Raw genomic sequence first — 25,525 nt, 5'->3', positions numbered from 1 at the left:
GATCCAGATCAGTTGAGGAAGGCAATGAGCGAGGCACCGGCGCCGACGGCGGCGCCGATCAAGCCGGCGAGCAGGAGCAGCAGCGGCTTGGCCTCGCCGCGTCCGCGCTTCGCGAGCATGTCGATCCGCCCTTCAAGCCCGGCGACGATGCCGTCGAAGCGCATCAGGAAGACCTCCAGCTCGGACAGCCGGCTGACAATCTCCGTCTGAGTCAGCTCGATGTTCTCGAACTGGGCCGGAGGGACCTCGCCGCCGGACGTTTCGCTGCTGCGCTGGATACCGCGCTGGTTGAGCTGAAGCTGGCGCTGCGCCGCCATCAGCACTTCGAGCTTCTCCAGCACACGGGTCAGCGGCGCCGCAATGAGCGCCTCGGCCGCCTGCTCGTCCAGCGTCGGCGCATAGAGGATGCGCTCCTCGCCGCTGGGCGAGATCGCCACGATCGAGAGATCGCGCTGGCGGGCCGTCACGCTCTCCGGCAGCGGGATGTCGAAGGCGTGCTGCCCGTCGCCGACGCCGTTGCGACGAAGGTCAGAGCGCAGCTTGTCGGCCGTGGCTTCGGCGATCTTCTGCGCGCCGAGCGAGACGACGATCTGCATTCGCGCACTCGGCTGGCTGCGATCGAACGCCCAGCCATAGAGACGGCCATTGTCGATCGCGTCGACGCGACCGGCGACGCCGGGAGGCGCCTCAGTGGCCTTGGGTTTCTGCTGCAGGGGAATGGCTTCCGCGGCGGATGGCATTGCGTGCTCCTTCAAGCCGGGATGTGGACGCGAGCGAGCGCGTCGAAGAGTCTGAGATAGTCCTGCGCGACCGCGTCGATGGTCGGCGGTGTGACGGCGTTCGCGGAAAGGCGGCGCCAGAGATCCGGATCGCCAGCGGCCAACCGCATCGTGCGGGCGAGGTCGATCGGGTCATCGGGCGCGACGGTGAGCCCGTTCACGCCGTTCCTGATCATCTCGGCCATGCCGCCAATGCCGCTGACGATCACCGGGCGTCCCTGCTGCTGGGCTTCCTGGATGACAAGCGGCGCGTTTTCCCACCAGATCGATGGAATGACGACCCAATCCACGGCGGCCATCAGGGCCGGCACGTCTTCCCGACGGTAAGACCCGCGCCGCACCACATGCGACGCCGTGCGGGCGAAGCGCTCGTCCAGTTCCATCTTGAACGCGTCGGCCTGGAAAGGCGTGCCGCCATGGACGCGGAGTTCGAAGTCGGTCCCGGACTGAATCAGCCGTTCGGCTGCGTCGAGCAGGACGGTACCGCCCTTCCACGGGTTGAGATTGCCGAAATAGCCAAAAATATTGCGCGGCGCGCCATCCTCGCGAAGCGACGGCACCCTGCCCTCGCCCGGCTGGCCATTGGAGATAACGTCGATCCTGTCGGCGGCTAGGCCCCAAGCGATGAACCGGTCCTTCAGGAAGGCGCTCGGCGAGACGAAGCGGTCGACAGTGCTCAACAGCGTCTTCAGATAGCGCTCGCGCAGCAGGAACTGGTCGGCGGCGATTTCCGGGAAGCAGCCATGGCAGCGATCCGGCGAAGCGCCGTGGCAGCGCTCGCGCCCCGTCGTGCGCATCATCAGGCCATCATGGGCGCAGATCAGATAGTAGTCGTGAAGCGTCATGACGATGCGCGCCTGTGGCAGCACGCGACGCACAAGCGCGGGAAACTCCGCGCCGATCAGCAGCAGATGATGGATGTGGACGACGTCCGGCCTGAACTCGAGCAGCAGTTCTTCCAGATCGGGGATGACGCCGTAGAGATCGACCTGGCTCATGAAGAACCGGTCGAAATGGCCAGCCCAGAGCAGGATCTCGTCGACCCCGTTGCCGATGCCCTGGAAGCTGGTGCCCGGCTTCTCGTCGCGGTGGATACGGTTGGTGGCACCCAGAAAGAGCGTCTCGCTGCCGGCCCGCTGATAGGCGCGGAACAGGTCATGCGCGAAGATCTCGGTGCCGCCGGGATGCAGGTCGGGGTGGTTGTGGGCGACGACCAGAATGCGTTCGGCCATGCTCACCCCGTCTTCTCGACAACGAAGATGTCCTGGTAGTGCGCCGCCTTCTGGCCGCGCCAGTGACCCAAGCTCTTCAGGGAGATCGAGAGGCCCAGCCGCTGGATGATCCGCTCGAAGAAGCCGTCATCGAAGCCGACCGCCGAGAGCGGCGCCGTGCGGTCGACGAGCCAGGCGGGCCCATCCTTCTCGCGCTTGAAGGCAAGGCGCGGATCGCGCTGCGGCAGGGCTCCCTGCGCCGTCTCGTCCAACACGAAGGCGGTGATGAACAGCCGCCCGCCGGGCGCGAGTAGGCGCTTCGCCTCGCGGATATAGGAAGCAATTTCGAGCGGAGGCAGGTGCGTCGCCACCGAGATCATGAAGATGAAATCGAAGCTCTCCGGCTCAAATGGCAGCCGCAGCGCCTCGCCCTTGATCGCGCCCTTCGGATTGTAGATGTGATGGGCGACGTCGATGTGGTCGAAGCGGAAATTGTCATAGACCGGCGTGATATGCTGCTTGCACCAGGCGATGCCCTCGGCGACGGGATCGACGCCCCAATAGGCCGCGCCCGGGGTCAGATATTGCGTCAGCGGCACGGCGATGCGGCCGATGCCACTGCCTATATCGAGAACGCGATCATCCGGCAGAAGACCGCCGAGCCGGACCAGATGGCCGAGAAACTCGGCGCCGATGGCGCGATAGTCGCCATCACCGACGAAGATGCTGTCGATCGTAGGCTCCGGAAGGAAGCGGTTGGCGAGGACGCTCTGCGTCAGCCAGGCGAGACGCTGTTCGTCGAAGTCGGGGCGGGTCGGAATATCGGAGACGGGCTTGAGCGCGGTGACGGTCATGCTGCGCTCCTGCGATCGCCGATCGCTTCTTCCACACGCTCGGCAGGCGCCGGTTCACCCATCAGCTTGCCGATCACCGGGTCCCAGCGCTGGGTATGCAGCCAGGAATTGTAGCGGGAAGCGATGCCGCGCATGTAGTCGCCATTGCGGCGCATGGAGCGGCGCTCGAGATGGTAAAGGGCGACGTCCGGCTCATAAGAGACGTTCATGCCGGCCGCCCGGATCTTCAGGCAGATGTCGCTATCCTCGTAATCGCCGATCACATAATCCTCCGAGAAGCCGCCAACATCGGCGAAGGTCTCGCGCAGCATCACCAGGCAGGCGCCCGTCACAGCCGGGACCAGGCGCGGCTTGTTCGCCGCCAGATGGCCGCCCGGCATGCCCTTGAAGAAATGGTGGTTGAGCCAGGTGCCCCGCGCGTCGCGCTGGAAATAGAGGCCGGCATGCTGGAGCGAGCCATCCTCGAACAGCAGTTTCGGCCCCACAGCGCCGATCCGCGCCGAACCGCCCAGCTTGTCCGCAAGCCGCGATAGCCAGTTCGCGTCGCTCGGGATCACGTCCGAATTCAGCAGGTTCACGACGAGGCCGCGCGCCAGCCCGACGCCGGCATTGTTGGCCCGGGCATAGCCGCCATTGGCGCTCATCACCGCCAGCGTCATCGGCATCTTGTAGAGGCGGTGCAGCCCGCCGAGCATATGGCTGACATCGTCGGCCTGCTCGGGGGAATCGAGCACGAAGATGATTTCGGTCTGGTCGCGCAATCCCGGATCGGTGGCAAAGGCCGCAATCTGGAAGCGCAGATAGTCGAGCACGCGATAAAGCGGAATGACGATCGAGAAGACCGGCTCGGCCAGTTCCGCACCGAAGCGTTCGACCTTGGCGATGCCGACTGACTTGACGACGCGGCGCTGGATTTCGGCCAGTGCAGGGCCCAGCGTCGTCGACAGCAGGGCGCCGGTCGCGTGCTGGAGCGGCACCGAACGCAGTGCGCCCGCCCGCATCGTCGCGGCGTCGATCGGCTGGGGCTTGGGAATGAGATTGACCTCGGCGCCGGATTTCAGCCGCATCCGAAAGCGCGGCTGCAGGATCGGCCCGGCCGGCTTGTCATGCGGCAGATAGGCGATGAAGCCGGTCGCGTCGTCGCGCCCGCTGCCCTCCGCCGTGCCGACGCGGCCGGGAAACAGATGCCAGACCGTATCGAGGGAACGCGTCGCCTCGGCAGTGACGTGATCGATCCCGGCGATGAGATCCTGGGGATCGCGAAACCAGCCGCCGACCAGCAGGCCGCCATCGAGCGAGAGAGCCAGATCAACTTCTGCTCCCGGCTGGAATGCCGCGAGTTCGACGGATTTGGGCGGTAGGGCGGCTCGGGCCTGCATGTCGATGACGGCGAGACGAGCTTCTTCCGACTTCACGGAAAGCGTGCGCACGAGGAATTCGGTCAGAGCGCCATCGTTGCGGCGCGTGCCCCACCAGCGGAGAAAGCTCGCGGGCCGCGCCCCGATTTTGCCAAGCGCACGGATCGCCGTGCCATTCTCGCCGATCAGCACGAGGGTTCCGGCCGCCAGCGTCGTAGCGTTGCCGTCGACCAGCAGGGTCATGCCGCGTCGACCGCTGCGATCCGGCTTGCGGGCGTAGATTTCGCAGGTCAGCCGCCGCACGCCCTGCGCCGTGACCAGATGGGCCGACGAGATGGAGCCGAGATCCGCGCTGGTCGCGAACTCAATGAGGGCCGCGTCGCGGGTGGGAAAGCAGGCGAGCGTCGCTGGTGCGTTGCCAGGCTGCAGTTCCTGCGCCAGCAACTGCACGGCCTCGGCAAAGGCGGATGAGCGCGACAGCCGGAAGGCGCCGCACCAGGAGGTGAGAAAGGCCGTCAGCAGCGAGACGCGAGCGCGGCCATCCAGATCCTCGACCAGGGCGGCGATATCGGACCCGATGAAGGGATCGGCAGGATCGACCTCGACGGTGTCAGAGGGACCGAGCGTGCCGGCGGAAACGATGAGCTGAAGCGGGGTGCGGGCGCGCAGCGCCCAGAGAATTCGCGTGCCGCCATCAACGCGGCCTAGGCGCAGGCTTGCGAGCGGCGCGATGATCTCGCCGTCCTGCCGAGCGCAGCGCGGGGGAACCGAGCAATGACCGGGAATATCCCAAACGACCAGCGATACATCCGAAGCGAGCTTGATGCTGCGGACCGGCTCAGCTTGGTCGTTTCGGGGCGATAACGGGACGATTTCCAGCATGCCGGGCACCTCGGTATCGCAAACTCACGTGAAAACTACTACGGCGCCCGGCGGGAGGGATCCGGACGCCGTAGGGATCAGCCGACTAGTGGTCAGCCAATGACGAAGTAGCTGCTCGGATGGCTGTGAACGTCGTCTGCGTTGACGTTCGCGAGCGTGATGGAATCGCCATTTCCAAGGTCAATGACCGTATTGGTGCCGACCTGGGTCGCACGCGCAGCAAGATCATCTGCCGAGGTGATGTCAGTGCCGTTGATGTTCTGCGAGATCTGCAGAAGATCTTCGCCGGCATGGAAGTCGAGAACGACGTCGTTGCCGCCGCCGCCAGTGAACACGAACACGTCCTGGCCGTTACCGCCGGTCAGGATGTCATTGCCGGCACCGCCGATGAGGACGTCGTTGCCGTTGCCGCCGTTCAGGATGTCGGCGCCATCGCCGCCCGAGAGAACGTCGTCTCCGTTGCCGCCGAGCAGGATGTCATTGCCCGCCCCGCCGTCCAGGATGTCGTTGCCATTGCCGCCGTCGAGGATGTCATTGCCCTCGCCGCCGAACAGCTGGTCGTTGCCATTGCCGCCGAACAACTGATCGTGGCCTTCGCCACCGAACAGCGCGTCGTCGCCATTGCCACCGAACAACAGATCGTTGCCGGCATCGCCGTAGAGGGTGTCGTTGCCCGCTTCGCCGAAGATCGTGTCGTCACCCTCGCCGCCGAAGACGAAATCATCGCCAGCGTGGGCGAAGATTATGTCGCTGAAGCGCGAGCCGAATAGGACGTCGTCATACGCCCCGCCTTCTAATGTGGCCATTGAGGTCTCCTATGTCAGTCGCATCTCACCGCCCAGATCAAACTGTCTCAGCGGCCGCCCATCTCTCGCGACCGCTTTGGATCCCGGAAGATATGACGCACTGCACTATAAGCGAACAGCAGATACAATCAATGCCCAAGACGCCGAATATACTCTTTAGATCAGAAATAGACTAATGCAATTAGAGACTTATAGCAGTTTATTTGCACGGTTACTTGTCTATCTATCGAACTATATTGTTTCGAAATTTGAATAATATTCGACTGCACCATGCTGCAGTGCAGCAAAATCAACCACTTACTCTTCGTGGAAGGCGCTGTTCAGGCTGTCCGTGATCGGAGACAGCAGGTAGTCGATGGCGCGACGCGGCTTGTTGATGATCAGCACGTCGGCGGGCATGCCCGGGTAGAGCTTGACGTCCGGCGCTGACGCCAGCGATTCCGGCAGCACCTCGGCGCGCGCCACGAAATAAGCGGAGTTGGTCCGCTCATCCACCTCGTGGTCCGCGCTGACATAGGTCAAGCGCCCTTCCAGCGGAGCATGGCTGCGCTGGTTATAGGCGGTCAGACGTACCCGCACGGGGGCGCCGACCCGGACGCTGTCGATATCGGTCGGACTGAGTCGGGCCTCGATGATCAGGGGCTCGTTTTCCGGCACGATGTCCATCAAAGGCGCGCCGGCGCTGATGGCGGATCCGACGGTGCGGACCTGCATGTTGACGATGACGCCGGCCTGGGGCGAGCGGACCTCCAGACGCTGCAGCACGTCGCGCGAGGCGATGATCTTCTCGTCGACATCGGCCAGTTCGCCGCGAGCCGTGGCGATCTCGCCCGCAACCTGCTGCAGCCAGTCCGATGACAGCGCCAGCAGCTCGAGGTTGGCGCCGGCCTTGGCCTGCTCGATCTTCGCCTTGTTGGCGACCATCTCGCCGGCGTTGCCCACCAGCTGGCTCGCGCGGGAATCGAGCTCCAGCAATTGCGACCGCTTCGACAGCCCCTTGGCCACCAGCCCCGCAATGGTATCACGCTGCTCCTGCAGCAACTCGGTCTGGCGCTTCGTCGACTCGATCTGTGCCCTCAGCGCAGCGGCTTCCGCGTCGTGCTGCTCCACGGCCTTGCGCTGGACATCCAGCCGGCCGGCCTTGGCGGCGACACGGGTCGAGAAGAACTTGCGCTCCGCCTCGACCGCGTCGAGCGCTGCCGGGTCCTGGGATTGCAGCAGTTCCGGGGGAAAGTCGACGCTCTCGGCATCCGCCTGCTCGCTGCGAAGGCGGGCGAGCTTGGCCGTCAGTGCGAAGCGTCGGGCCGTCAATTGCTGCAGTTCCGAGCGAGCGCGCGTGTCATCCAGCAGGATCAGCGGCTGGCCGACCTTGACGGTATCGCCTTCCTTGACCAGCAGGCGCTTGAGAATACCGCCCTCGTAGTGGCTGACGGTCTTGCGCTTGGAATCGACGATGACGGATCCGGTCGCGACCGATGCGCTGTCGAGATTGGCCGAATAGGCCCATCCGGCGAAACCGCCGAAGCCGATCAGGACAGCCAGGACGCCGGCCAGTACCGGCGTGCGGAGGCTGGGTTCCAGTTCGAGAAATTCCCGCCTGGCCTGGCGGATCGTCGAGGGATAGACGATCGCGGGCACGGCTTCGCGCCGGGCCCTTTCGAGCTCGGTGCGTGTCTGCTTGGGCAATGTCATCGACGATCTCCGCCTTGCGCTATGGCCGGGCCGGGTTTCGGCGCCGACCGCTCGCCGGTCATCGGGGAAACGATGTCCGTGCGCGGGCCATATTGGGAAACGCGGCCATTCTCGAGCACCAGCAGCTTGTCGGCGACTTCCATGATCGCCGGGCGATGCGCGATCATGATGACGATCGCCCCATCCGCCTTGGCCGACCGGATAGCCCGGATCAGCGCCTGCTCGCCGGTTGCGTCGAGATTGGCATTGGGCTCATCGAGCACGATCAGCCGCGGGTGCCCGTAGAGGCAGCGCGCCAGCGCCACGCGCTGGCGCTGGCCGCCGGAGAGCGTCAGGCGCGCATCGCCAACGGGCGTGTCGTAGCCGAGCGGCAACCGGCCGATCATCTCGTGCACATCGGCGGTTCGAGCGGCCTCGATCACCGCGCGCGGATCGCCATCATCCATGCGGGCGATGTTCTCGCGGATCGTGCCATCGAGCAGCGATACGGATTGCGGCAGATAGCCGACCAACTGGCCGAAAGAGGTCCGCTCCCAGAGGTAGACGCTGTTGCCGTCGAGATAGACGCCGCCGGCTGTGGGCTTGATGATGCCCACGAGCAGGCGCGCGAGCGTCGACTTGCCGGCTGCGGACGGGCCGATGATGCCGAGAACTTCGCCGGGCGACAGGCTGAACGAAATGCCCTTGATGATGGGGACGTCCTGGCCCTGCGCCGCATAGATGAGCCGGTCGACGACGAGGTCGCCCTCGGCGACCGTGGTCGGCATCGTCTGGCGCTCCGTTCCCTCGCCGTCGAGCAGCTCGCGAACCCGCTTCCAGGCGCCACTCGCCATGATCCATTGGCGGCTGTTCTCGACCACGCTGTCGAAGGGCAGCAGCAGGCGACCCATGACGATGGTGGCCGCAATCATCGCGCCGCTGGAAATCTCCTGCCGGATCGCCAGAATGCAACCCAATGCCAGCACGAACAGTTGCATTCCGTAGCGGACGGTTCGCGTCACCGTCGAAATCACGCGTCCGCGACGGTTGCCGGTTTCCAGCAGATGGAGGGCACTGAATTGGGCTACGCGCCAGCGAGCCGCAAGAGCGGCCATCATTCCCATGCTCTCGATGGCTTCGGCGTGGCGTATCTGCCCGGCGATGCTGCTGATCGCCTCGACATTTGCCTTGTTAGCTTCGCTCAAAAGTCCGCGCGTGAATATATCCATAGCCACGCTGGATATGATCAATATGAGCACAGAGACGATGCCGGCGATTCCGAACCCTGGATGCAGCATGAAGAGCACGGTGAGAAAGATCGGACTCCAGGCCGCCTCCAGCGGAGCGCTGACGGCATGACTGGTCAGGAAGTTGCGGATGTCCGAGAGATCGCGAAGCGCCTGGGCCGCCTTGCCGGCGCCTTCCCGCGCCGACGCGCGGATGGAGGCCGACAGAACCGGCTCGTTCAGGCGACGCACCAGACGACCGCCCATGACCAGGAAGACCTGCGAGCGGATGAAGTCGAGAATGCCATAAAGGATCAACGCGCCGGCCGCCAAGACCGACAGCATCGCCAACGTGTCCATGCTCCGGCTGTTCAGCACACGATCGTGCACCTGAAGCATGTAAAGCGGAACCGTGAGTTGCAGAACATTGATGAAAGCACTCAGAATTGCAGCATAACCCAATCCCGTCATAAAAGACCGGCGGGCTTCTATTGCGACGGCTTGTGGAGAGGTAGCATTCCCCTGCGTCTTCGAAGCTGCAACATTCATCGACGTTGCTTCAATTTTCGGCATAATATTGGATTGCCTTGAAATTGTCATTTCTGAACTTTATCGTTCAGCTTAAAGGGTGTCCAGAACATACATTTAGTCGAAATTTCGGACAATCTTACGGAGTTCTTGATTCGGTATCGTCTATATCGTGGGGGATTCCAATCAGTTGACAGTGAATTCTAGAATACTTGGAAATTTGAACTAAATTCAGCAATGCGGGGTCATAATGTCGCGAGAGCTTCTGCAAGCGGCGGTAGAAGTCGAAGAGTCGGAAAACATCTACTCATCGAACAATTCCTCTTCCAGCGTAATCACGGTCGTCACCGAGCATGATCGGGGGCACGTCACGCATTTCGAGCTGGCAAGGACGATAGAGCGGGTCAACCGGCGCTTTACCGATCTGCTGCGGATCGAGATGGGTAAGCTCGGCGTCGGCGATATCGGACCCGCCCAGGTCATGGTGCTGTTCACCATCGGCAATGGCGAACTCTCGGTCCGCGACCTCCTCGACAAGGGCCACTATCTCGGCTCGAACGTCTCCTACTATCTCAAGCAGCTCGTCGATCTCGGTTATATCGACCGCGTCGCCTCGCAGCGCGATCGCCGTTCGGCGCGCATCAGCCTGTCGCAGAAGGGGCACGACCTGTGCAACGCCCTGCGGACGGCTGACGACACCTATCATCGCCTGCTGGTGCGGGACGAAGATGAATCGCGCGAGCTCGACAACGCCTACCGCCTTCTCCAGAAGCTGGAGCTCGTCTGGACCAATGCGACACGCTACGGCGCCTAGGCATCCGGGCGTGGCGTTGGCCCCGGTGCGAGGCGCGATAGCGTGAAGGTGCTGTTCATCCATCGACGCGGGATAGGCCAGTTCGAACATCTGGCCTTGAACCTCGCCGCCGGGGGCAGCGACGTCACGCTGATCACCGAGACCGTGGATCAGCGTCTGCCAGGCGTCCGTATCGTCCGGCACCGGGCCGAACCGCCGCCGAGGCCCGGGGTCGTCCAGAGCAGCCCGCTCGCGACCACCGAGCATCATGTGCGCATAGGCTTGCGAGTGGCGGAGACGCTTGAGGCCCTGGTCCGCGCCGAGGGGCCGCCGGATATCATCTTCGGCCATATGGGGTGGGGAAGCATGATGTTCGTCAAGGACGTCGTGCCGCGCACGCCGGCGCTTGGCTATTGCGAGTTCTTCTATAGCGCCGAAGGCGCGGATGTCGGCTTCGATCCAGCCGACGTCATCGATCTCGACGTGCGCCAACGGCTCCGGCTGCGCAATGCAGCCCAGCTCGTCACCCTCGACGCGATCGAGGCGGGGATCAGCCCCACCGGATGGCAGCGCAGCCGCTATCCCGGAAGCGTCCAGCGCCGGATCGCCGTCTGCCATGACGGCATCGACGTACGGCGGTTCCGGCCCGACGCCGGGCGCGGACTGACCCTTCCCGGTGGGCGGGTCATCAAGGCCGGCGATCCCGTGGTCACCTTTGCGGCGCGTGATCTCGAGCCCTATCGCGGCTTCCCGCAGGCCGTGAAGGCTGCCGCGCGGGTGCTGGAACGCAACAAGGATGCGATCTTCGTGTTCGCCGGCGGCGATTCCAACAGCTATGGCGCCTCGCGCCGCGACGGCAGATCCTGGAAAGAAGCGATCCTGCAGGAAACGCCGCTGGACCCCAACCGGGTGTTTTTCCCCGGCCACATTCCGCATCAGACGCTGACGCGGCTGTTCCAGATTTCCGCCGCGCACATCTATCTCACCTACCCGTTCGTGCTGTCATGGTCGGTGCTGGAAGCCATGTCCTGCGGGGCCCTGGTGATCGGGTCGGCAACGCCGCCCGTGCAGGAAGTGATCCAACACGGAAGGAATGGCCTTCTCGTGCCGTTCTTCGAGCCGGACGCGCTGGCCGACGCGATTTTGGACGTGCTGGCGCGGCCGCAGGCCTTCGCGGACATGCGCCGCGGCGCGCGCCAGACAATCATCGAGCGCTATGCCCTCGACAAATGCCTGACGCGACAGCGGTCGCTGATGGCTCAGTTGCTGGGGGCTTCGATGCGTTCGGTCGCCGCTGCCGGTTGAGGACGGGCGTCGGCTACCGGCTCGACGGCGCAGGCTTTCAGCGTTCCCGTATAGAGCATTCCAAGCAGCGGCATCACACGATCGGCCGTGGGGTCGAACTCGCCATGCGCGACATTGTCCTTGGGGACGTGTCGGCTGGTCGCCGGAACCCCTTGAGCGACCTGGAACGAGCAGGAAAAAGCGGCAGGCTCCTGCAGCAGCGCCGGGCCGGGATAGAGAAAATCGCAGCTGAGCATCGACAGCAGGAACTTGAAGAAGCCGTCGCGCACGCCGCCCTTCAGCATGGCGGCTTCGACGGTGCCGCCCGGCGTGGTGATCTCCAGCGCCGAAATATCCGAGGCGCAGACATAGGCAAGGGCGAGCGGCCTGCCCTTCTCGAATTTGAGGTTCAGGCTGTAGCCGCCGAGATCCGCCGTCGTGGCGGAGAAACGCCGGTTGCTGTAGTTGCGCGCCGGCACGCCGTGCGCCTCGATCAGCGTCTTCGCGTCCAGCACCTTGGCATCGGCGAAATGCTGCACGTCGATCGGCAACGGCAACGCTCTCGGACGTGCGGTCGTCGCGAGGATGCGCTCCAGATCGTCGGCGACAATGTCGGCGACGATCGTTGTGGCGACCGGACGGGCATAGTGACCGAGGTCGGAATAGAAGGTCGGATCCGAGACTACCTCACGGCCAAAGCGGCGCATCAGGTGGCGCGAGACGTTCACGACAGACGTCTCGTACCACTCCGAAATGTAGTGCATGCCCGCATCGATCGCGGGCACGGCGCTGACATAGGAGGCGCCCCGCGCTCCGAATATCAGCGTCACGATGCGCAGGCCGGGATTCTGCGCCAGCGCATAGCGGATGATGCCCTCGTAGAAGCGGGCCCAATGGCGGAACGGGCGTCTTTCGTCGCCATAGACGAAGGCGTCGTTCAGCGCATATTCGATGATCAGGACGTCTGCCTCGGCGAGATGATGCGCATTCGCCTTGAGCTGGAACAGGCCGAAGCCCGAGGTGGTGCCGCCCACCGAGAGATCCGCGACCACCTCTAGCGGCAGGCCGCGCTGTGCCATTCGCGTCAGCAGACTGGGCCAATAGCCAGGCTGCATGACCGTATTGGAACCGCCGATGACGATCGTCCGAAGCGCCATGCGCGCTGCCCTCCTTGCGTGTTAAGTGGAGAACCGGGGCATCAATCGGCCATCGGCCGGATGGCGGCGCGGCCGGCCGGAGACAGGCCGCCGCAACGCCAGACGCTGTAGGGCGTCGGGCTGTCCCAGTCGAAATAATAGGCTGCGGTGACCCGCCCGGCCTGGATGTCGCGATCGATGACGGCGCGAATCTGGTCGATGAGGACCGTCCGCTTGTCATCCTCGATCGGACAGGTTGGCGAGGTGTTGGCAACGCCCCATTCGGTAATCCAGCAGGGCTTGCCGGCCTTGTCCGTGCCGCAGAAGGACAGGACATCACGCACCAGACCGTCCCGGCTCGCCTTCGTATGGCTGCCGCCTGGATAGAGATGAATGCCATAGGCATCAACGTACTGGTCGAGGCCGCGGCGCTGCATCTGCACCGTCCATTCGGGCGCCGGTATGATCGCGAGCCCGATCCGGCGGGAAAAAGGGATGGGCATGTCGGCAAGGCCACCCGAGATGAGTTTCGCATCGCGGTTCAACCGCGATGCCTGCAACTCCTCATGCGTCACGCGGACGATGTCGACATAGCGATCGAGGCCCTGGGATATCTTGGCCGGATCGCCGGTCTCGGTTGAGTCCTTGCGGTGGCTCACCGCCAGATCGCCATTGTATCCGGCCCAGTTGATCTCGTTGCCGGGCTCGACGGCGACAAGCGCGATCCCCTGGCTGTCGAGCTTCGCCAAGGCGTCGCGGATGACGGCCCGATAGCGCTCGGGGTCGAGATCCGAGAGCCGGAACGCGTCAAAGCTCTTGCCCTTGGCGGAGCGTCGACTCGTTCCCTCCGGATAGAAGGCGCGATTGTTGAGCGATATCTCCAGCAGGATCCGCAAGCCGGCTTCATGCGCGATGCGCACCGCATCGAGGCTCGGCTCGACCGGGGCGCTCAGGGAGAGCCGGACCGAGGCGACGCCGCTCTTCTTCATCGCGTCGATGATGGCCTGGCGCTCCGCCGGCTTCTGCCAGCCGAGATTGACCCGGTTCAGGCCGATCTCGGCGGCATCGGCGGCCGGGCTAACCCAGGCGCCGAATGCCAGCATCATCCCGGCGAATGCCGGAAGGATGCGCTTTGCGATATCAGGCCGCTTCATGGGCTCGGGCTACCGGCTGCGGCGCGAGGGCCGCGGCTGGCTGCTTGATGCCGATGTCGTTTAGCGCGGTGCGGAAGTTGGTCTCGCAGGCGTTGTAGCGATCGATCGTGGCCTGGGCATCGATGGTCGACAGGAATTCCTTGAGATAGGCCTTCTTCTGCCCCTCACGGTTCCAGATATTGGCTTCCAGATGCGGGAAGCCGATGAATTCCAGCATCTCACGCATGCGATCATCGACGGCGATCATCAGCGAAGGTACGCCGGCCTGCATCGTGATGATGCAGCCATGGAAGCGGCGGCCGAAGGAGAGGTCGAGCTGCGAGGCCCAGGTGCGCCAGCGATTGGTGTCGAAGAAGACGTGCAGGTCGTTCTTCCGCTGCCACTTTTCCTGGTGCTTGTAATCAAGCGGCGCGACGATCCGGCCGGAAGGCGCGTCATAGGCGGGCGTGGCATCGTCGCCGACGATGTTCATGTTGTAAACGACCACTTCGTCCTGAATGACATAGTGGGCGGTGCTGTCGGGCTTGAGCAGCACATGCGCGTCGACGATCGTGTCCGCGACGCTGCCGAGATAACCACCAAAGGCGATGTTCTGCGACTCGACCAGTTCCGGATTGGCGATCTTCGTCAGCGCCTGGCGCATGCCGTCGGGGTTGAAATAGAGCGACGGGCAGCCGGTCGGCCGCACGAACTTCATCCCCTGCTCCTTCAGGAACTCGGAGGTGAAATAGCCGCGCGTCAGGAAATAGCTTTCCTTGTTGCGCAGCACGTCCAGGAACTTCTGCGTCCCGGCCGGCAGGTCATCGCGAAGGTTGGCCTTGCGCTGGATGCCGATGCCCATGACGACGACCGGCATCTTCAGCTTCTCGAAAACCGAAGCTTCCAGATCGGCCGAATAGCCCGGCCGCAGCAGATTGGCGGAGGCGAACACGCAGATATCGAACGCCTGGCTCAGTTCGTCATAGGCGCCGGGCTGCGACAGGCTGTTGGCCAGGTGCCAGAACGGGACATAGGTGACGTCATGATCCTTCAGCGCATGCGCAGCGCCCTCACCGATCAGATAATTGCCGGTGTTGGCGATCTTCTTGACCTGCTCGATGACGTCCTTCTTGGAGCGGATATCGTCGAAATAGGGCTTGTGCCGCACGGTAGCGCCAGACGCGCTGGCGACGGTACGTTGAAGATAGGAAGGGATGCCGGTCAGCAAGATGCGCATGGCGCTCGTCCTCTGAAGGTTTGCATATCCGAAACAGGGAGCCGCCCTGCCCGCTTTCGGACGGGACCGGGCAAGGCGGCGAACTCACGAACTAGTTCAGGCCGATATCGCGAAGCGCGGTCCGAAAGTTGGTCTCGCGGTCGTTGTACTTCTCGACGACCTGCGGCACGTTCAGATCGGCCAGATGATCGGAAACGAACTCGGCGCGGTCGTTGGCGGCCTCCAGTGCCGAAGCTTCGATCGCGGGCAGGCCCGTGAAATTCAGCATCTCGCGCATGCGGTCATCGACCGCCACCATCAGGCCGGGTACGCCGGATTGCAGGGCAATGATGTTGCCGTGGAAACGGCGGCCGATGGAGAAGTCCATCGACGAGGTCCAGGCGCGCCACTGGTTGGTGTCGAAGAAGGTATGCAGCTTGAGCTTCCGCTGCAGCTGGTCCGAATGCTTGTAGGCCATGTCGCCGATCATCTCGCCAGACGTCGAGTCATAGACCCGGCCATCCTTGTTCGGCTCGACCTTCATATCGAAATGCAGGAACTCGTCCTGGACGACGTAGAAGGATTCGCTTTTCGGCTTGCTCAGCATGTTCACGTCGCGAACCGCCTCCTCGGTCGCGCCGAGATAGCCGGAGAACACGGTCCGGCCGCTGCCGACCTTCACGTCCGGCAGCCGCTTCAGCGCCGCCCGCATGTTGTCGGGCAGGAAATAGACCGAGGGACAGCCCGTTGGCCGCACGAAGGAGAAGCCGCGCGACTTGAGGAACTCGGCCGTCTCGTGCCCGCGGGTCAGGAAGTAGTGCTCCTTGCCCTTCAGCACATCGAGCAGTTCCTGCGTGCCTTCCGGCAGGCCGTCTTCGAGATCGGCGCGGTTCTGGATGCCGATGCCGAGCATGACGATCGGCATGTTGAGATTCTTCAGCACGAGCGCCTCGGCATCGGCTGAAAGCCCCTTGCGCAGCAGGTTGGCGCAGGTGAACACGCAGATGTCGAAATTGGCGTTGATCTCGTCGAGGCCCGTGCCGTTGGTGCACGAATTGTGCAGATGCCAGAACGGAATTTGGGTCGCGCCGGCCGGCATGGCGCGGAGCGCGCCCTCGCCGATCAGGTAGTTGCCGGTATTGCTGATATTGCTGAGCTCACGAAGGAAGGCTTCCTTGCTCTCGGGCTGGAGCTGTTGCTCGCCATAGTTCACGGTCGCGCCCTTGGCGCTCCGGACGAGCCTCGTGTAGTGGCCAGGAATACCCGTGATCAGGATCCTCGAACGCATGCAAACGCACCTTTCCTCTTGTCACGACGTCGTCAGGCGACGGCCGCGACTTCAATCTCAGTGATGGGTTGTGAATCGGCCGGACGGTTGGGGGTCCGCGCGACGATCCGCGGTGTGGTCGAAACAGACTGGTCACACCATTCGACGAAGGGACCGAACGAAGCGGCCCAGGAGCGGCCGGAAGCGGTGAACAGGCCGCCGTCGCGAAGCCGCCCGAGCCGATTGCGGTCGCGGGCGAGCGACTCCACCGCATTGGCGAGGTCGGCGACGATCTTCAGATCGGACTCGCCCTCGATCAGGATGCCGTCTCGGCCATCGGTAACGAGCTCGTCGACCGCGCCGACGGCGGTCGCGACCGGGACGCAGCCGACGAGTTGCGCCTCGGCGATCATCAGTGGCGCGCCTTCCCAGCGGGACGGCATGATCAGGATGTCGCCCCAGGCCAGGATCGCCGCGATCTCGCGGCCGCCAAAGATCGGCGGACGAACGGTGACGCCCAGTTCCCGAAGCTTGCCGGTCCAGGAACTCGGCTGTTCAGCGAGGATCTCGCCTCCCACGGCCAGCGCCTCATAGGGGATGTTGCGAGCCCGCAGCTCCTGCAGCGCCGCGTGAATGCGGTCGATGCCCTTCTGCGGCTCGAAGCGGCCCATATAGAGGATGCGCAACGGCGCATCGGCGGCGCGGGCCTGCCGGTTCTGCACGATGTCCGTCAGCATCTTCGGCTTGACCGAAATGCTCGGCGCATTGGCGACCGCGTAGATCTTTTCCAGCGGCACGCCATAGCTGTGCAGATAGACCTTGAGCTGCTCGGAGCAGGTCAGGAACGCGTCGTAGCAATGCTCATGCGCGATGGCCGCGAAGGGCTGTCCGGCCGGGCGGCGCAGCGGGGTCTCGTCCACCACATGCAGGTAGCAGGCGGTTCGCGTGCCCTCGGAGCGCAACCGCGCCATCAGCGGATGCACCGCCATGACGTGGTTGTTAATGATCAGGTCGAAGCCGGAGAGCTGGCCTTTCAGCGCGTTCCAGTCGACGTCGTGATATTCGGCGATGAAGTCCTGCCCCAGGAAGCGGTTGGAGCCGCCCCAGGCCGGGATTCCCGCCTTCCAGAAATGGATGAAATCGAACGAGGCGTCGAACTCGTCGAGCACGTCCATGCGGGCATTTCCGAGCACGAACAGATGCGTCTCGAAGCCTTCGGCCTTCAACTCGCGCGCCGCCGCGAAGGCAACCTTCTCGGCGCCGCCGAAGGAGGCATTCGGCACGAGGAGCGCGAGCGTCCGCTTGCCGCTCTTCGCGTGGCCGAGCGGCAGGACCGGCGAGCCGCCCACCTCCGTGCGCAGCTGCTTGTAGAGCTCTGACAGGGCCGGCAGGCGGGACTCGCGCCAGGTCCAGCGCTTGGCCGCCACGGCCTGCAGCGGGCTGGTGGCGATCGTGTGCACCAGGTTGATGAGCGACTGTTCCGGCGTCGCGGAGGAGCGCTTCGGCGCCTCGGCCGGGAAGGGAAAACGCACCTTGACCACGGCGACGGTCGGCCAGACCTGGTCGGCGGCGATCGAGCCCAGCCAGTCGAGCGCATTGTTCCGGATTGCGTCGCGGACGATGGTCGACGACATGAAGATCAGATCGGCGCGTCCCTTCCGGACATGGCCCGACGGCATGACCTCGATATCGATGCCGCGCTCGGCAGGGACATTGCGGATCTGCACGAAGACGACATTGGCCGCCTCGGTGGCCCGCTCCAGATGCACAAGCAGGTTGGGCCAGAGGCGCGACTGCTTGAGCAGCTTCAGCGTCTCGCGGCTGCCTGCCGCCAGGAAGGGCGGAAAGTGGAAATTGTCCGGCTCGGCGGTGCTACCCCAAAAGGCGCGGATCGCCTCGTCAAAGTCGAGGATCGATGGCTCCATCGTCGGATCGGTGAAGCAGGCGATGGTGCCGTCGCCGGTGCGCAGCATGGCGTAGCGCGGCGATTCCTCATGCTCGAAATCGACCAAGGTCGAACGGCGGAACAGCGCCTTGTGGCGTCGGCGCAGGAAGCTGAGCGAAGCGGCGCGATCGCGGTTCGCCTCCTTGAATCGGCTTTCCGCGCGCAGGCGATATTCGAAGGCCGTGTCGTGGCAAGGCACGCCGACAAAGCCGGCCTCTATGCAGGAGAGCCAGAACTCCCAATCCTCGAAGCCGTTCTGCCGGTCGGCATCGAAGCGCACGCCGGCCTCGAAGACGTCGATCGAGATCATCGAGCCGGTATCGCAGATGTTGTCGGAAACGCAGTGCGTCAGCCGCGAATAGCCATCGCCATAATGCGCGCCCCACCGCACCGAGAAGGTGTCGATATTGGTATAGACCCAGCCGCACTGCTCCGCCTTCAGGCGCGCATATAGCGTGTCGATCGTGGTGGGGAGGACGCGATTGTCGGCGTCGAGAAAATAGACCGCCTTCACATCGGGCAGGTTTTCGACGATGAAGTCGATCGCCCGATTGCGCGCGCCGCCCGGGCCCGCATTGGGACCAAAGATGACATGCAGTTCCGGCCGCGTCGCCGCATAGAGCGTCAGCGCATCGAACACCTCGCGGCGCGGATCGCCATCGACGGAAACGACGACCTCGATGCGGCATTCGGTGACGGATGCGAAGGCCGTCTCCAGTGCCTCCACCGCCAGGGCAGCATGGCCATAGAGCGGCATCGCGATGACGACGAGATCCCGGTCCTCACTGAGCATGGAGGGCCTCCCCGCGCGGCTCGACGTCGAAATGCCGGACCATGCGGAAATCGAACACCTTGAGCCAGGAGAAGTCGACCGAGTCGCCCTTGGCCCGGCTCAGGATGACGAGGTTCATGGTGCGCTGCGTCGGGCTGTCGAGCATGATGTTGATGCTCACCGGCTCGCCGGCCGCGACATCGCGCCAGCCGCTGAAATAGGCCGAGCGACGCGCGGTGCCCTCGCGTTCGAGGATGGCGATTTCGGAGCGCAGATTGGCAGCGCTGGGCGCCAGCAGGAAGCCGACAAGCGCCGGCTTGCCCTCGGCGTGGTCGATGACGGCGCGGGCCGAGAAGCGGACCGTGCCCGGCGCCACGACATTCGCCACCGCGCCGGCGGAAATCCCGGCCGGAAGCGGATGGCAGACGATCGCATCTTCATGCTCGAGGAAGCGGATGGTCTGGAAGTCCGGCACGATCGGGCTGACGGACACGTCGGCGACGGCGCGCAGTGCCTCGAGCGGCAGGCGATAATCCTCGATGCGGCGTCCGCTGATCAGCGAACTCGGCGCGATCGAATTCGGCAGCGCGGTCGGGCGCACGCCCGGGATACCGGAATAGATCTTGATGGCAAGCGGCCGGTGGTCGAGATCGCCATGCGGAGAGCGAGCCCGGGCAGCGTAGCGACGGCTGGCGATGGGATGCCCCAGCGACGGCGCCGGCGGCTCCGAGCCATTAGCGGAAATGCGGAGACGAAGCGTGCGCGGGCTTCCGTCGCAGGCCTTGGGCAGCGAGAAGAAGTTCCAGTCCGCGGCAAGATCGGAAAAAGGCACGACCCATTCCGCGACGCCTTCGCCATTCTCGACATAATCCAGCGTGACGACCACCTCTCCGCCACCCTTGGTCAGGTTGCGGAAGTGCAGCGCGAAGCCGCTTACGCCGAAGCTCGACACTGGCAGGAGCTGCTCGACCCAGCCATCGGTCATCAGCCGGCCGATGCCTTCGTCCTTCGGATCGACGAAGACGTCATGCGCGAATATCTCGCTGGCCGGCTCCCAGTTTCGAGCGCGGAAGGCGTCTTCGAGCACGCGGAAATTTTCAAACAGCGTTTCGCGCTCGCGACGGAGCATGACCAGTTCCGTCGCCATGGTCCGGGCGTAGTTGGAAATACGCCCCAGGCCGGATTCGAGCACGGTCTGGATCAGGGCGGCGACCCCGTCGACATCGCGATCGATGCGCAGGATCGGCGGCGCGGGAATGGTGGCCAGCCGGGCCAGAGCCTTGATGGCAGCCTCGACCTCCACGGCCGCGGCCGGCGAGGCGACGACGGCGAGCACGGGATAGACGTCGCGCATCGTGCCGTCGCTGCGGAAAAGCTCGTCCGTGAAGGTGACGATATGCGCCAGCGGACCCGAGGCCAGTTCGGTGCGGTCGCTGGCGCCAGCCAGCACCATCCGAAGCGCAGCCTTGGTTTGCGTGGGGAGAACCGGCTCGAACTGGCTCTTGATAGGTTTGTTCACGTCGTAGCGTCCGTTCATGCAGAGCAATCCAGTCAAAACCGCGACCAATACGATTAGACAATCTTGCTTGTTCTTCAGCTACGTCAACTAATATCGCCTCGTTTTGCACTGCACAACAATGAACTCAATAAATATTCAATCCTATTCTCGATAGTCATTGTTTCAAAATTAGAAATTAAATCCGGCCGCCCTGATCCTTGGATACTTTGGCGATAGAAAAATGCCGACGCGGGGCGAACTTCCTCATGATCCCATGGCTATAGGTCACCGGACGACCGAAACGCCTCAGCACCAATCTTTCCGCCGCGCGCGGGAAGGCGAACGGGCCCGGCGCGGGTTTCCGGCGGCCGGGGACGGGGCGCGGCCGAGCACATGGCCTCCCCGCGGCGATCAACGGGCGGAGCCAAGGCGGTATATTGGGAAGGGTCGGTCGGTCAAACTGCCGGCGAGGCAGCCTCGGGGCATGGATGCTCCGTGCAGGGATCAAAGCCGGAGCCGAAGCGCATGCTGGCGCCCGGAGCTGCCCGCAGCAGGCTACGGCGAGCGGAAATTCTAACGAGGGGTCGGATCGTGTGCCGAGGCCGTCAGGACGCCGGGCGGCACACCGGCAAAGATCGCCGGCGGGTGCGGGTGCCTAGGCAGGGACGCGGCATGACGAACAGCGAAGTCCGGCCTTGCCGGGCCTCGCTGCGATCGGCGCGCGTGCCGAAGACTACTGGGGGCGCGGCAGGCTGGCGCGGACGTCTTCGCGGGTGAGCACACCGGCGAGGATCGCGCCGAGCAGCGCGCAGACCACGAGGCCGAGACCCGCCCAGAACATGACGAAATAGGCACATCCGCCGCCGCTGCAGCCGACATTGATGATCCGTTGCAACAGCATGCCGATGCCCACACCGGTCCCCACTCCGACGATGCCGCCGAAGATCAGACCAAAAAAGGCCGCGAAAGCGATACGCATGGTTTTGTCCTGAAACTGGAATCAATTCGCCGGTGAGGATTAGCATCGATCCGCGACCGTGCCTGTGTCCTCCGTCACGCAGTCTTGTTATAGCTGACGTTCATTTCCGATTGGTTGACGCGACCTTTCCGCGCGACGGGAGACTGTCCATGTCCGAGATCCAGATCGACGTCGTCACCGACATCGTCTGCCCCTGGTGCTTCATCGGCGTCGTGCGCCTGCACAAGGTTCTGGCCGACACCGGAATCGAAGCCCGCATCCTGCATCATCCGTTCTTCCTCGACCCCGACGTGCCGCCGGAAGGCATCGACGTTGCCGAGAAGCTGCGCAAGCGGTTCGGCGGAGACCCGGCCGCGATGTTCGCGCGGGTCGAAGCCGAGGCCCGCAAGAGCGGCATCCCGCTCGATCTTTCGAAGCAGCCGCGCCAGCGCCCGACTGCGGCGGCCCACACGCTGATCCGCCACGCGCTGGCCAAGGGCACGCAGGACGCCCTGGCGACCGCGCTGTTCGAAGCCCACTTCCTCCAGGCGCTCAACATCGCCGACCCTGACGTGCTGACCGGCATTGCAGCGCGGTACGGCTTCGCGGCCGATGAGGCGCGCCGATTGGCCAGCGACGCGGCGGAACTGGAGATCACCCACCAGGAGGCAGCGGCCGCAGCCCAGGGCGGCATCAGCGGCGTGCCCTTCTTCGTCTTCAACCGCCGGCTTGCCCTGTCCGGTTGCCAGCCCGAAGATGTCTTCCACCAGGCGCTGGCGCAGGCCGCTTCCACGACTGTCGAGGCCGGCGCCTGAGACCCCTGTCTGCCAGCAAGGAGGCACCTGCATGGTTCGCACGTCTCACATCTTTCCCGTGCTGCGGTATCGAAATCCACGAGCGGCGATCGAATTCCTGGTCACGGGTTTTGGCTTCGAGGTCCACGCCCTTCATGAGGGGTCGGACGGCGAAGTCGTGCATGCCGAACTGCGGCTCGGCCAGAACATGATCATGCTGGGCGGCTTCAGCACCGAACTGGTCGCCAGCGGCCGGACGGCAAGCGGCGGGACCGGCGGCGTCTATGTTTCGGTGCGCTTCGTCGATGGCCATTACGACAAGGCCGTCGCCGCCGGCGCCAAGATCACGCGCCCGCCCGAAGACATGGAATACGGATCGCGGGAATATTCCTGCCGCGACATCGAAGGTTACGAATGGTCGTTCGGCACCTATGATCCCCTGGGCGAGGACGGAAAGGTCGGGGACGCGTAACCGCCGAGGGCAATTCATCCTCTGATCGCAGCGACAGGACTGGCCGATCCGCCTGTCGGCTCCTATTTCGAAGCAGGGACTTTCGTGCGCTCCGGCCCATGTGGCGAAAGGAGATCAGCATGACTTCGAGCAGGATACTCCCCCCGGCCCTCGTGGCGGCCCTCCTGCAAGTTGCCGGCCTGCCCGTGGCGCTGGCTGCCAGTCCGGCACCGCTGGACGTGATCATCCCCGATCTCGACCCGCAGGGGGCACTGCCCGATGAGGCGGCGCTCTGCGGGCCTGCGGGCGGCGGCCCCCTTCTGCGCGGCCGTAACAGGAGCCCCGCTGTCGCATGGTCGAACGCGCCGGCCGGGACCAAATCCTTCGCGCTGCTCATGACGGATCCGGATGTACCCTTTGATCCCTCGGTGCTGCTGAGCCCGCGACTGATCCCCATCGAGGCGCCGCGGGTGACGCGCTACCACTGGGTGCTCTACGACATGCCGGCGACGCTCAAGGCCCTGCCGGTGGGCGCGGACGGCGACGGCTTCGTGCCGCATGGCAAGCCGCCAATCAGGACGGAGCGGGGCCAGCGCGGGGTCAACGCCAATACCTGGATGCTGGCCGGCAATCCCGGCTTGCGGGGCACCTATGCCGGCTATGACGGCCCCTGCCCGGCGGTCAACGACCTGAAGCCGCACAGCTACACGATCACCGTCTATGCGCTAGACGTCGAGCATCTTCCGGCCAAGCCGCTCATGACTGGGGCCCAGCTCGTACAGGCGATGGAAGGGCACGTGCTGGCCAGGGGGCAAGCCGTGGGGCTCTACTCGCGCAACCCCGCGCTGCGCAAGACCGAGTCCGAATAGGGAGGCAGCGGAAACAGAACCGGTCTGGGCTAGGATACCCGGCGGAACAGGCCGGGATAGAGCGTGATCAGGCCGTTGTCCTCGGTCTCGATCTCGGCCTTGAACGTGCCATCGACGGCCTCGTACAGGTAGCGGCGGCCTGCCTCGAGACAGGTGTAGCGCTGGCGGTCGAGCGTGATCTCGAGATCGGGCAAGCGGACATAGACCGCCGTGATCTCCTGCGACTCTCCTTCGGCGAGACCGAGCCGGCGGATCGTCAGCATGTTGGTGACCGGGCTTGCCGAGAGATCGACATCGCTGGCGCCAACCAGGGCCGGAACGCGCTTGCCGTCGCTGTTGCGCCAGAGGCCATCACCATCCGACTGCAGGGAGATCTGGGGGCCGCCGACCACGGCAACGCGCGCCTCGGCGACTCGGCCGTCGGGATGGCAGGTCAGCTCATAGCGGGCGGCGAAGCGCGCTTCGCCTCCGGAAAGCAGGGCGCCCTCGGCCACCGCCCCCTTCGGCCGATCGCTGAAGACCATATGCTCCAGCCCCTCGCCGTCCCAGCTCTGCCAGCGCACCGCCTTCGACATATTGGCCCCTATCGCGTTGTTCTGCCCAGTATGATCCGACTAACGGTCGAGGCCAGCGACGAGAAGGTACTTCTTCTCGACGAACTCATCGATGCCGTGATGCGAGCCCTCGCGGCCATTGCCACTCTCCTTGACGCCGCCAAACGGCGCCAATTCGGTCGAGATCAGGCCGGAGTTAATTCCGACCATGCCATATTCCAGCCCCTCGCCGACCCGGAAGATGCGGCCGATATCGCGCGAATAGAAATAGGCCGCCAGGCCGAACTCGGTATCGTTCGCGGCCTGGATCACCTCTTCCTCGGTCCCGAACTTGAACACGGCCGCGATGGGGCCGAACGTCTCTTCGCGGGCGAGCTGCATGTCGCGCGTCGCACCGGTCAACACGGTCGGCTCGAAGAACGAACCGCCGAGCGAATGGCGATGGCCGCCCAGCACCACTTTGGCGCCCTTGGCCGTGGCGTCCTTCAAATGTTCTTCGACCTTGTCGATCGCCTTGTCGTTGATCAGCGGGCCCTGCGTGACGCCGTCTTCCGCGCCATTGCCAACCCGAAGCTTCTCGACTGCCGCCGTCAGCTTTTCGACGAAGGCGTCGTGGATGCCGGCCTGCGCATAGATTCGGTTGGCGCAGACGCAGGTCTGTCCCATGTTGCGGAACTTCGACACCATCGCGCCTTCGACCGCCGCGTCGAGATCGGCGTCGTCGAAGACGATGAAGGGCGCGTTGCCACCCAGCTCCAACGCCATCTTCTTCACGGTTGTCGAAGCCTGGCGCATCAGCAGCTTGCCGATTTCGGTCGAGCCGGTGAAATTCACCAGCCGAATCGCCGGGTGCGAGGTCAGCACGCCGCCGATCTCGGACGAACTGCCCGTCACGACGTTGAATACGCCCTTCGGGATGCCGGCGCGGTCGGCCAACTCGGCCAGCGCCAGCGCCGTCAGCGGCGTCTCGCCGGCGGGCTTCAGCACCACCGTGCAGCCGGCGGCCAGCGCCGGGGCAACCTTGCGCGTGATCATGGCCGCCGGGAAATTCCACGGCGTAATGGCGGCGACCACGCCGGTCGGCTGACGCAGCACCAGGATGCGCGCATCGGCGCGATGGCTCGGCAGCGTCTCACCGGCAATCCGCTTCGCTTCCTCGGCGTAGAACTCGATGTAGGAATTGGCATATTCGATCTCGCCCTTGGCCTCGGCCAGCGGCTTGCCCTGCTCGGAGGTCAGGATCAGCGCCAGATCATCCTGATGCGCGCGGATGCGCTCAAACCACTGGCGGATCAGCTTCGAGCGTTCCTTGGCGGTCTTGGCCGCCCAGAGCTTGAAAGCGGCGGCGGCGGCATCGACAGCCTGCGTCGTCTCATCCGCGCCGAAGCGGGGCACGCGGCCGATGACGGCGCCGGTCGCCGGGTTCGTGACCTCGATCGAGGGCTCGCCGATCCAGGCGCCATCGACATAGCACTGGTCCTTGACGAGCGTCGGATCGATCAGCTTCAAGGTCTTGACGGTCGACTTGTCCATAGTGCTA

Annotated in this window: 21 protein-coding genes; 5 read left to right on the top strand and 16 right to left on the bottom strand. The window is 64.4% G+C overall.

Annotated features, from left to right (window positions below; all coding sequences use genetic code 11):
• Positions 1-8 precede the first annotated feature (8 nt).
• The 7 genes from ABIE08_RS04115 to ABIE08_RS04085 form a co-directional block, all read right to left on the bottom strand.
• Complete coding sequence (locus ABIE08_RS04115; RefSeq protein ID WP_354548959.1) at positions 9-740, bottom strand: hypothetical protein; 732 nt, start codon at positions 738-740, stop codon at positions 9-11.
• A gap of 11 nt (positions 741-751) precedes the next feature.
• A complete protein-coding gene (locus ABIE08_RS04110; protein ID WP_354548958.1) occupies positions 752-2,011 on the bottom strand; it encodes a glycosyltransferase family 4 protein in 1,260 nt (419 codons plus the stop codon).
• 2 nt (positions 2,012-2,013) lie between these two features.
• A complete protein-coding gene (locus tag ABIE08_RS04105; protein ID WP_354548957.1) occupies positions 2,014-2,844 on the bottom strand; it encodes a class I SAM-dependent methyltransferase in 831 nt (276 codons plus the stop codon).
• The gene (locus ABIE08_RS04100; RefSeq protein ID WP_354548955.1) at positions 2,841-5,084 is read right to left on the bottom strand and encodes a glycosyltransferase family 2 protein; all 2,244 of its coding nucleotides are present in this window, start codon (positions 5,082-5,084) and stop codon (positions 2,841-2,843) included. Before ABIE08_RS04100 ends, ABIE08_RS04105 begins: the two co-directional genes overlap by 4 nt.
• Before the next feature lie 92 nt (positions 5,085-5,176).
• Positions 5,177-5,890, bottom strand: a complete 714-nt coding sequence (locus ABIE08_RS04095; RefSeq protein ID WP_354548954.1) for a calcium-binding protein — start codon at positions 5,888-5,890, stop codon at positions 5,177-5,179.
• Between the two features lie 297 nt (positions 5,891-6,187).
• Complete coding sequence (locus tag ABIE08_RS04090) at positions 6,188-7,582, bottom strand: HlyD family type I secretion periplasmic adaptor subunit (RefSeq protein WP_354548953.1); 1,395 nt, start codon at positions 7,580-7,582, stop codon at positions 6,188-6,190.
• On the bottom strand, positions 7,579-9,360 hold the full coding sequence (locus ABIE08_RS04085; protein WP_436409497.1) for a type I secretion system permease/ATPase: 1,782 nt from the start codon (positions 9,358-9,360) through the stop codon (positions 7,579-7,581). Before ABIE08_RS04085 ends, ABIE08_RS04090 begins: the two co-directional genes overlap by 4 nt.
• Positions 9,361-9,565: 205 nt before the next feature.
• Between ABIE08_RS04085 and ABIE08_RS04080 the strand changes: the two genes are divergently transcribed.
• Both ABIE08_RS04080 and ABIE08_RS04075 read left to right on the top strand, forming a co-directional pair.
• Positions 9,566-10,129 carry a MarR family transcriptional regulator gene (locus tag ABIE08_RS04080; protein WP_354548951.1) on the top strand — a complete coding sequence of 188 codons (564 nt, stop codon included), beginning with the start codon at positions 9,566-9,568 and terminating at the stop codon, positions 10,127-10,129.
• 42 nt (positions 10,130-10,171) lie between these two features.
• Entirely contained in the window at positions 10,172-11,413 is a 1,242-nt protein-coding gene (locus ABIE08_RS04075; RefSeq protein WP_354548950.1) for a glycosyltransferase family 4 protein, read from the top strand.
• Here the strand turns inward: ABIE08_RS04075 and ABIE08_RS04070 are convergent.
• From ABIE08_RS04070 to ABIE08_RS04040, 7 genes are all read right to left on the bottom strand, one after another.
• Complete coding sequence (locus ABIE08_RS04070; protein ID WP_354548949.1) at positions 11,368-12,549, bottom strand: SGNH/GDSL hydrolase family protein; 1,182 nt, start codon at positions 12,547-12,549, stop codon at positions 11,368-11,370. The genes ABIE08_RS04075 and ABIE08_RS04070 overlap by 46 nt on opposite strands.
• A 41-nt stretch (positions 12,550-12,590) precedes the next feature.
• A complete protein-coding gene (locus tag ABIE08_RS04065) occupies positions 12,591-13,634 on the bottom strand; it encodes a glycoside hydrolase (protein ID WP_354548947.1) in 1,044 nt (347 codons plus the stop codon).
• Positions 13,635-13,668: 34 nt separating this feature from the next.
• Entirely contained in the window at positions 13,669-14,898 is a 1,230-nt protein-coding gene (locus ABIE08_RS04060; RefSeq protein ID WP_354548946.1) for a polysaccharide pyruvyl transferase family protein, read from the bottom strand.
• Positions 14,899-14,989: 91 nt separating this feature from the next.
• Complete coding sequence (locus tag ABIE08_RS04055; protein ID WP_354548945.1) at positions 14,990-16,165, bottom strand: polysaccharide pyruvyl transferase family protein; 1,176 nt, start codon at positions 16,163-16,165, stop codon at positions 14,990-14,992.
• Positions 16,166-16,197: 32 nt separating this feature from the next.
• Complete coding sequence (locus ABIE08_RS04050) at positions 16,198-18,882, bottom strand: glycosyltransferase (protein ID WP_354548944.1); 2,685 nt, start codon at positions 18,880-18,882, stop codon at positions 16,198-16,200.
• Positions 18,872-20,314 (bottom strand): DUF6212 domain-containing protein, encoded by a 1,443-nt coding sequence (locus ABIE08_RS04045; RefSeq protein WP_436409537.1) that lies wholly within the window; start codon positions 20,312-20,314, stop codon positions 18,872-18,874. Before ABIE08_RS04045 ends, ABIE08_RS04050 begins: the two co-directional genes overlap by 11 nt.
• A gap of 778 nt (positions 20,315-21,092) precedes the next feature.
• The gene (locus ABIE08_RS04040) at positions 21,093-21,338 is read right to left on the bottom strand and encodes a hypothetical protein (protein ID WP_354548941.1); all 246 of its coding nucleotides are present in this window, start codon (positions 21,336-21,338) and stop codon (positions 21,093-21,095) included.
• A gap of 149 nt (positions 21,339-21,487) precedes the next feature.
• On the opposite strand from ABIE08_RS04040, the gene ABIE08_RS04035 reads away from it, so the two are divergent.
• The 3 genes from ABIE08_RS04035 to ABIE08_RS04025 all read left to right on the top strand — a co-directional run bounded on the left by ABIE08_RS04035 (position 21,488) and on the right by ABIE08_RS04025 (position 23,431).
• Positions 21,488-22,132: a DsbA family oxidoreductase gene (locus ABIE08_RS04035; protein WP_354548940.1), complete on the top strand. Its 645-nt coding sequence runs from the start codon at positions 21,488-21,490 to the stop codon at positions 22,130-22,132.
• Positions 22,133-22,163: 31 nt separating this feature from the next.
• The gene (locus ABIE08_RS04030; RefSeq protein WP_354548938.1) at positions 22,164-22,583 is read left to right on the top strand and encodes a VOC family protein; all 420 of its coding nucleotides are present in this window, start codon (positions 22,164-22,166) and stop codon (positions 22,581-22,583) included.
• A 119-nt stretch (positions 22,584-22,702) separates the two neighbouring features.
• Positions 22,703-23,431, top strand: a complete 729-nt coding sequence (locus ABIE08_RS04025; RefSeq protein ID WP_354548937.1) for a YbhB/YbcL family Raf kinase inhibitor-like protein — start codon at positions 22,703-22,705, stop codon at positions 23,429-23,431.
• 29 nt (positions 23,432-23,460) lie between these two features.
• Here the strand turns inward: ABIE08_RS04025 and ABIE08_RS04020 are convergent, their stop codons facing one another.
• A complete protein-coding gene (locus ABIE08_RS04020) occupies positions 23,461-24,006 on the bottom strand; it encodes a putative glycolipid-binding domain-containing protein (RefSeq protein WP_354548936.1) in 546 nt (181 codons plus the stop codon).
• Positions 24,007-24,045: 39 nt separating this feature from the next.
• A complete protein-coding gene (locus tag ABIE08_RS04015; RefSeq protein ID WP_354548935.1) occupies positions 24,046-25,518 on the bottom strand; it encodes an NAD-dependent succinate-semialdehyde dehydrogenase in 1,473 nt (490 codons plus the stop codon).
• Positions 25,519-25,525 lie beyond the last annotated feature (7 nt).

This window comes from Kaistia defluvii (assembly GCF_040548815.1).
GTDB lineage: Bacteria > Pseudomonadota > Alphaproteobacteria > Rhizobiales > Kaistiaceae > Kaistia > Kaistia defluvii_A.
Note: the sequence above shows the minus strand (reverse complement) of the source record. Positions and strands in the feature narration are given on the sequence as shown.

Excerpts from the sequence above, each read along its gene's own strand:
- ABIE08_RS04095 (WP_354548954.1), bottom strand. The coding sequence starts at position 5,890 with ATGGCCACATTAGAAGGCGGGGCGTATGACGACGTCCTATTCGGCTCG.
- ABIE08_RS04055 (WP_354548945.1), bottom strand. The coding sequence starts at position 16,165 with ATGCGTTCGAGGATCCTGATCACGGGTATTCCTGGCCACTACACGAGG.
- ABIE08_RS04040 (WP_354548941.1), bottom strand. The coding sequence starts at position 21,338 with ATGCGTATCGCTTTCGCGGCCTTTTTTGGTCTGATCTTCGGCGGCATC.
- ABIE08_RS04110 (WP_354548958.1), bottom strand. The coding sequence starts at position 2,011 with ATGGCCGAACGCATTCTGGTCGTCGCCCACAACCACCCCGACCTGCAT.
- ABIE08_RS04020 (WP_354548936.1), bottom strand. The coding sequence starts at position 24,006 with ATGTCGAAGGCGGTGCGCTGGCAGAGCTGGGACGGCGAGGGGCTGGAG.
- ABIE08_RS04080 (WP_354548951.1), top strand. The coding sequence starts at position 9,566 with ATGTCGCGAGAGCTTCTGCAAGCGGCGGTAGAAGTCGAAGAGTCGGAA.
- ABIE08_RS04115 (WP_354548959.1), bottom strand. The coding sequence starts at position 740 with ATGCCATCCGCCGCGGAAGCCATTCCCCTGCAGCAGAAACCCAAGGCC.
- ABIE08_RS04105 (WP_354548957.1), bottom strand. The coding sequence starts at position 2,844 with ATGACCGTCACCGCGCTCAAGCCCGTCTCCGATATTCCGACCCGCCCC.
- ABIE08_RS04090 (WP_354548953.1), bottom strand. The coding sequence starts at position 7,582 with ATGACATTGCCCAAGCAGACACGCACCGAGCTCGAAAGGGCCCGGCGC.
- ABIE08_RS04050 (WP_354548944.1), bottom strand. The coding sequence starts at position 18,882 with ATGCTCAGTGAGGACCGGGATCTCGTCGTCATCGCGATGCCGCTCTAT.
- ABIE08_RS04030 (WP_354548938.1), top strand. The coding sequence starts at position 22,164 with ATGGTTCGCACGTCTCACATCTTTCCCGTGCTGCGGTATCGAAATCCA.
- ABIE08_RS04035 (WP_354548940.1), top strand. The coding sequence starts at position 21,488 with ATGTCCGAGATCCAGATCGACGTCGTCACCGACATCGTCTGCCCCTGG.
- ABIE08_RS04100 (WP_354548955.1), bottom strand. The coding sequence starts at position 5,084 with ATGCTGGAAATCGTCCCGTTATCGCCCCGAAACGACCAAGCTGAGCCG.
- ABIE08_RS04025 (WP_354548937.1), top strand. The coding sequence starts at position 22,703 with ATGACTTCGAGCAGGATACTCCCCCCGGCCCTCGTGGCGGCCCTCCTG.
- ABIE08_RS04015 (WP_354548935.1), bottom strand. The coding sequence starts at position 25,518 with ATGGACAAGTCGACCGTCAAGACCTTGAAGCTGATCGATCCGACGCTC.
- ABIE08_RS04070 (WP_354548949.1), bottom strand. The coding sequence starts at position 12,549 with ATGGCGCTTCGGACGATCGTCATCGGCGGTTCCAATACGGTCATGCAG.
- ABIE08_RS04085 (WP_436409497.1), bottom strand. The coding sequence starts at position 9,360 with ATGCCGAAAATTGAAGCAACGTCGATGAATGTTGCAGCTTCGAAGACG.
- ABIE08_RS04065 (WP_354548947.1), bottom strand. The coding sequence starts at position 13,634 with ATGATGCTGGCATTCGGCGCCTGGGTTAGCCCGGCCGCCGATGCCGCC.
- ABIE08_RS04060 (WP_354548946.1), bottom strand. The coding sequence starts at position 14,898 with ATGCGCATCTTGCTGACCGGCATCCCTTCCTATCTTCAACGTACCGTC.
- ABIE08_RS04045 (WP_436409537.1), bottom strand. The coding sequence starts at position 20,314 with ATGGTGCTGGCTGGCGCCAGCGACCGCACCGAACTGGCCTCGGGTCCG.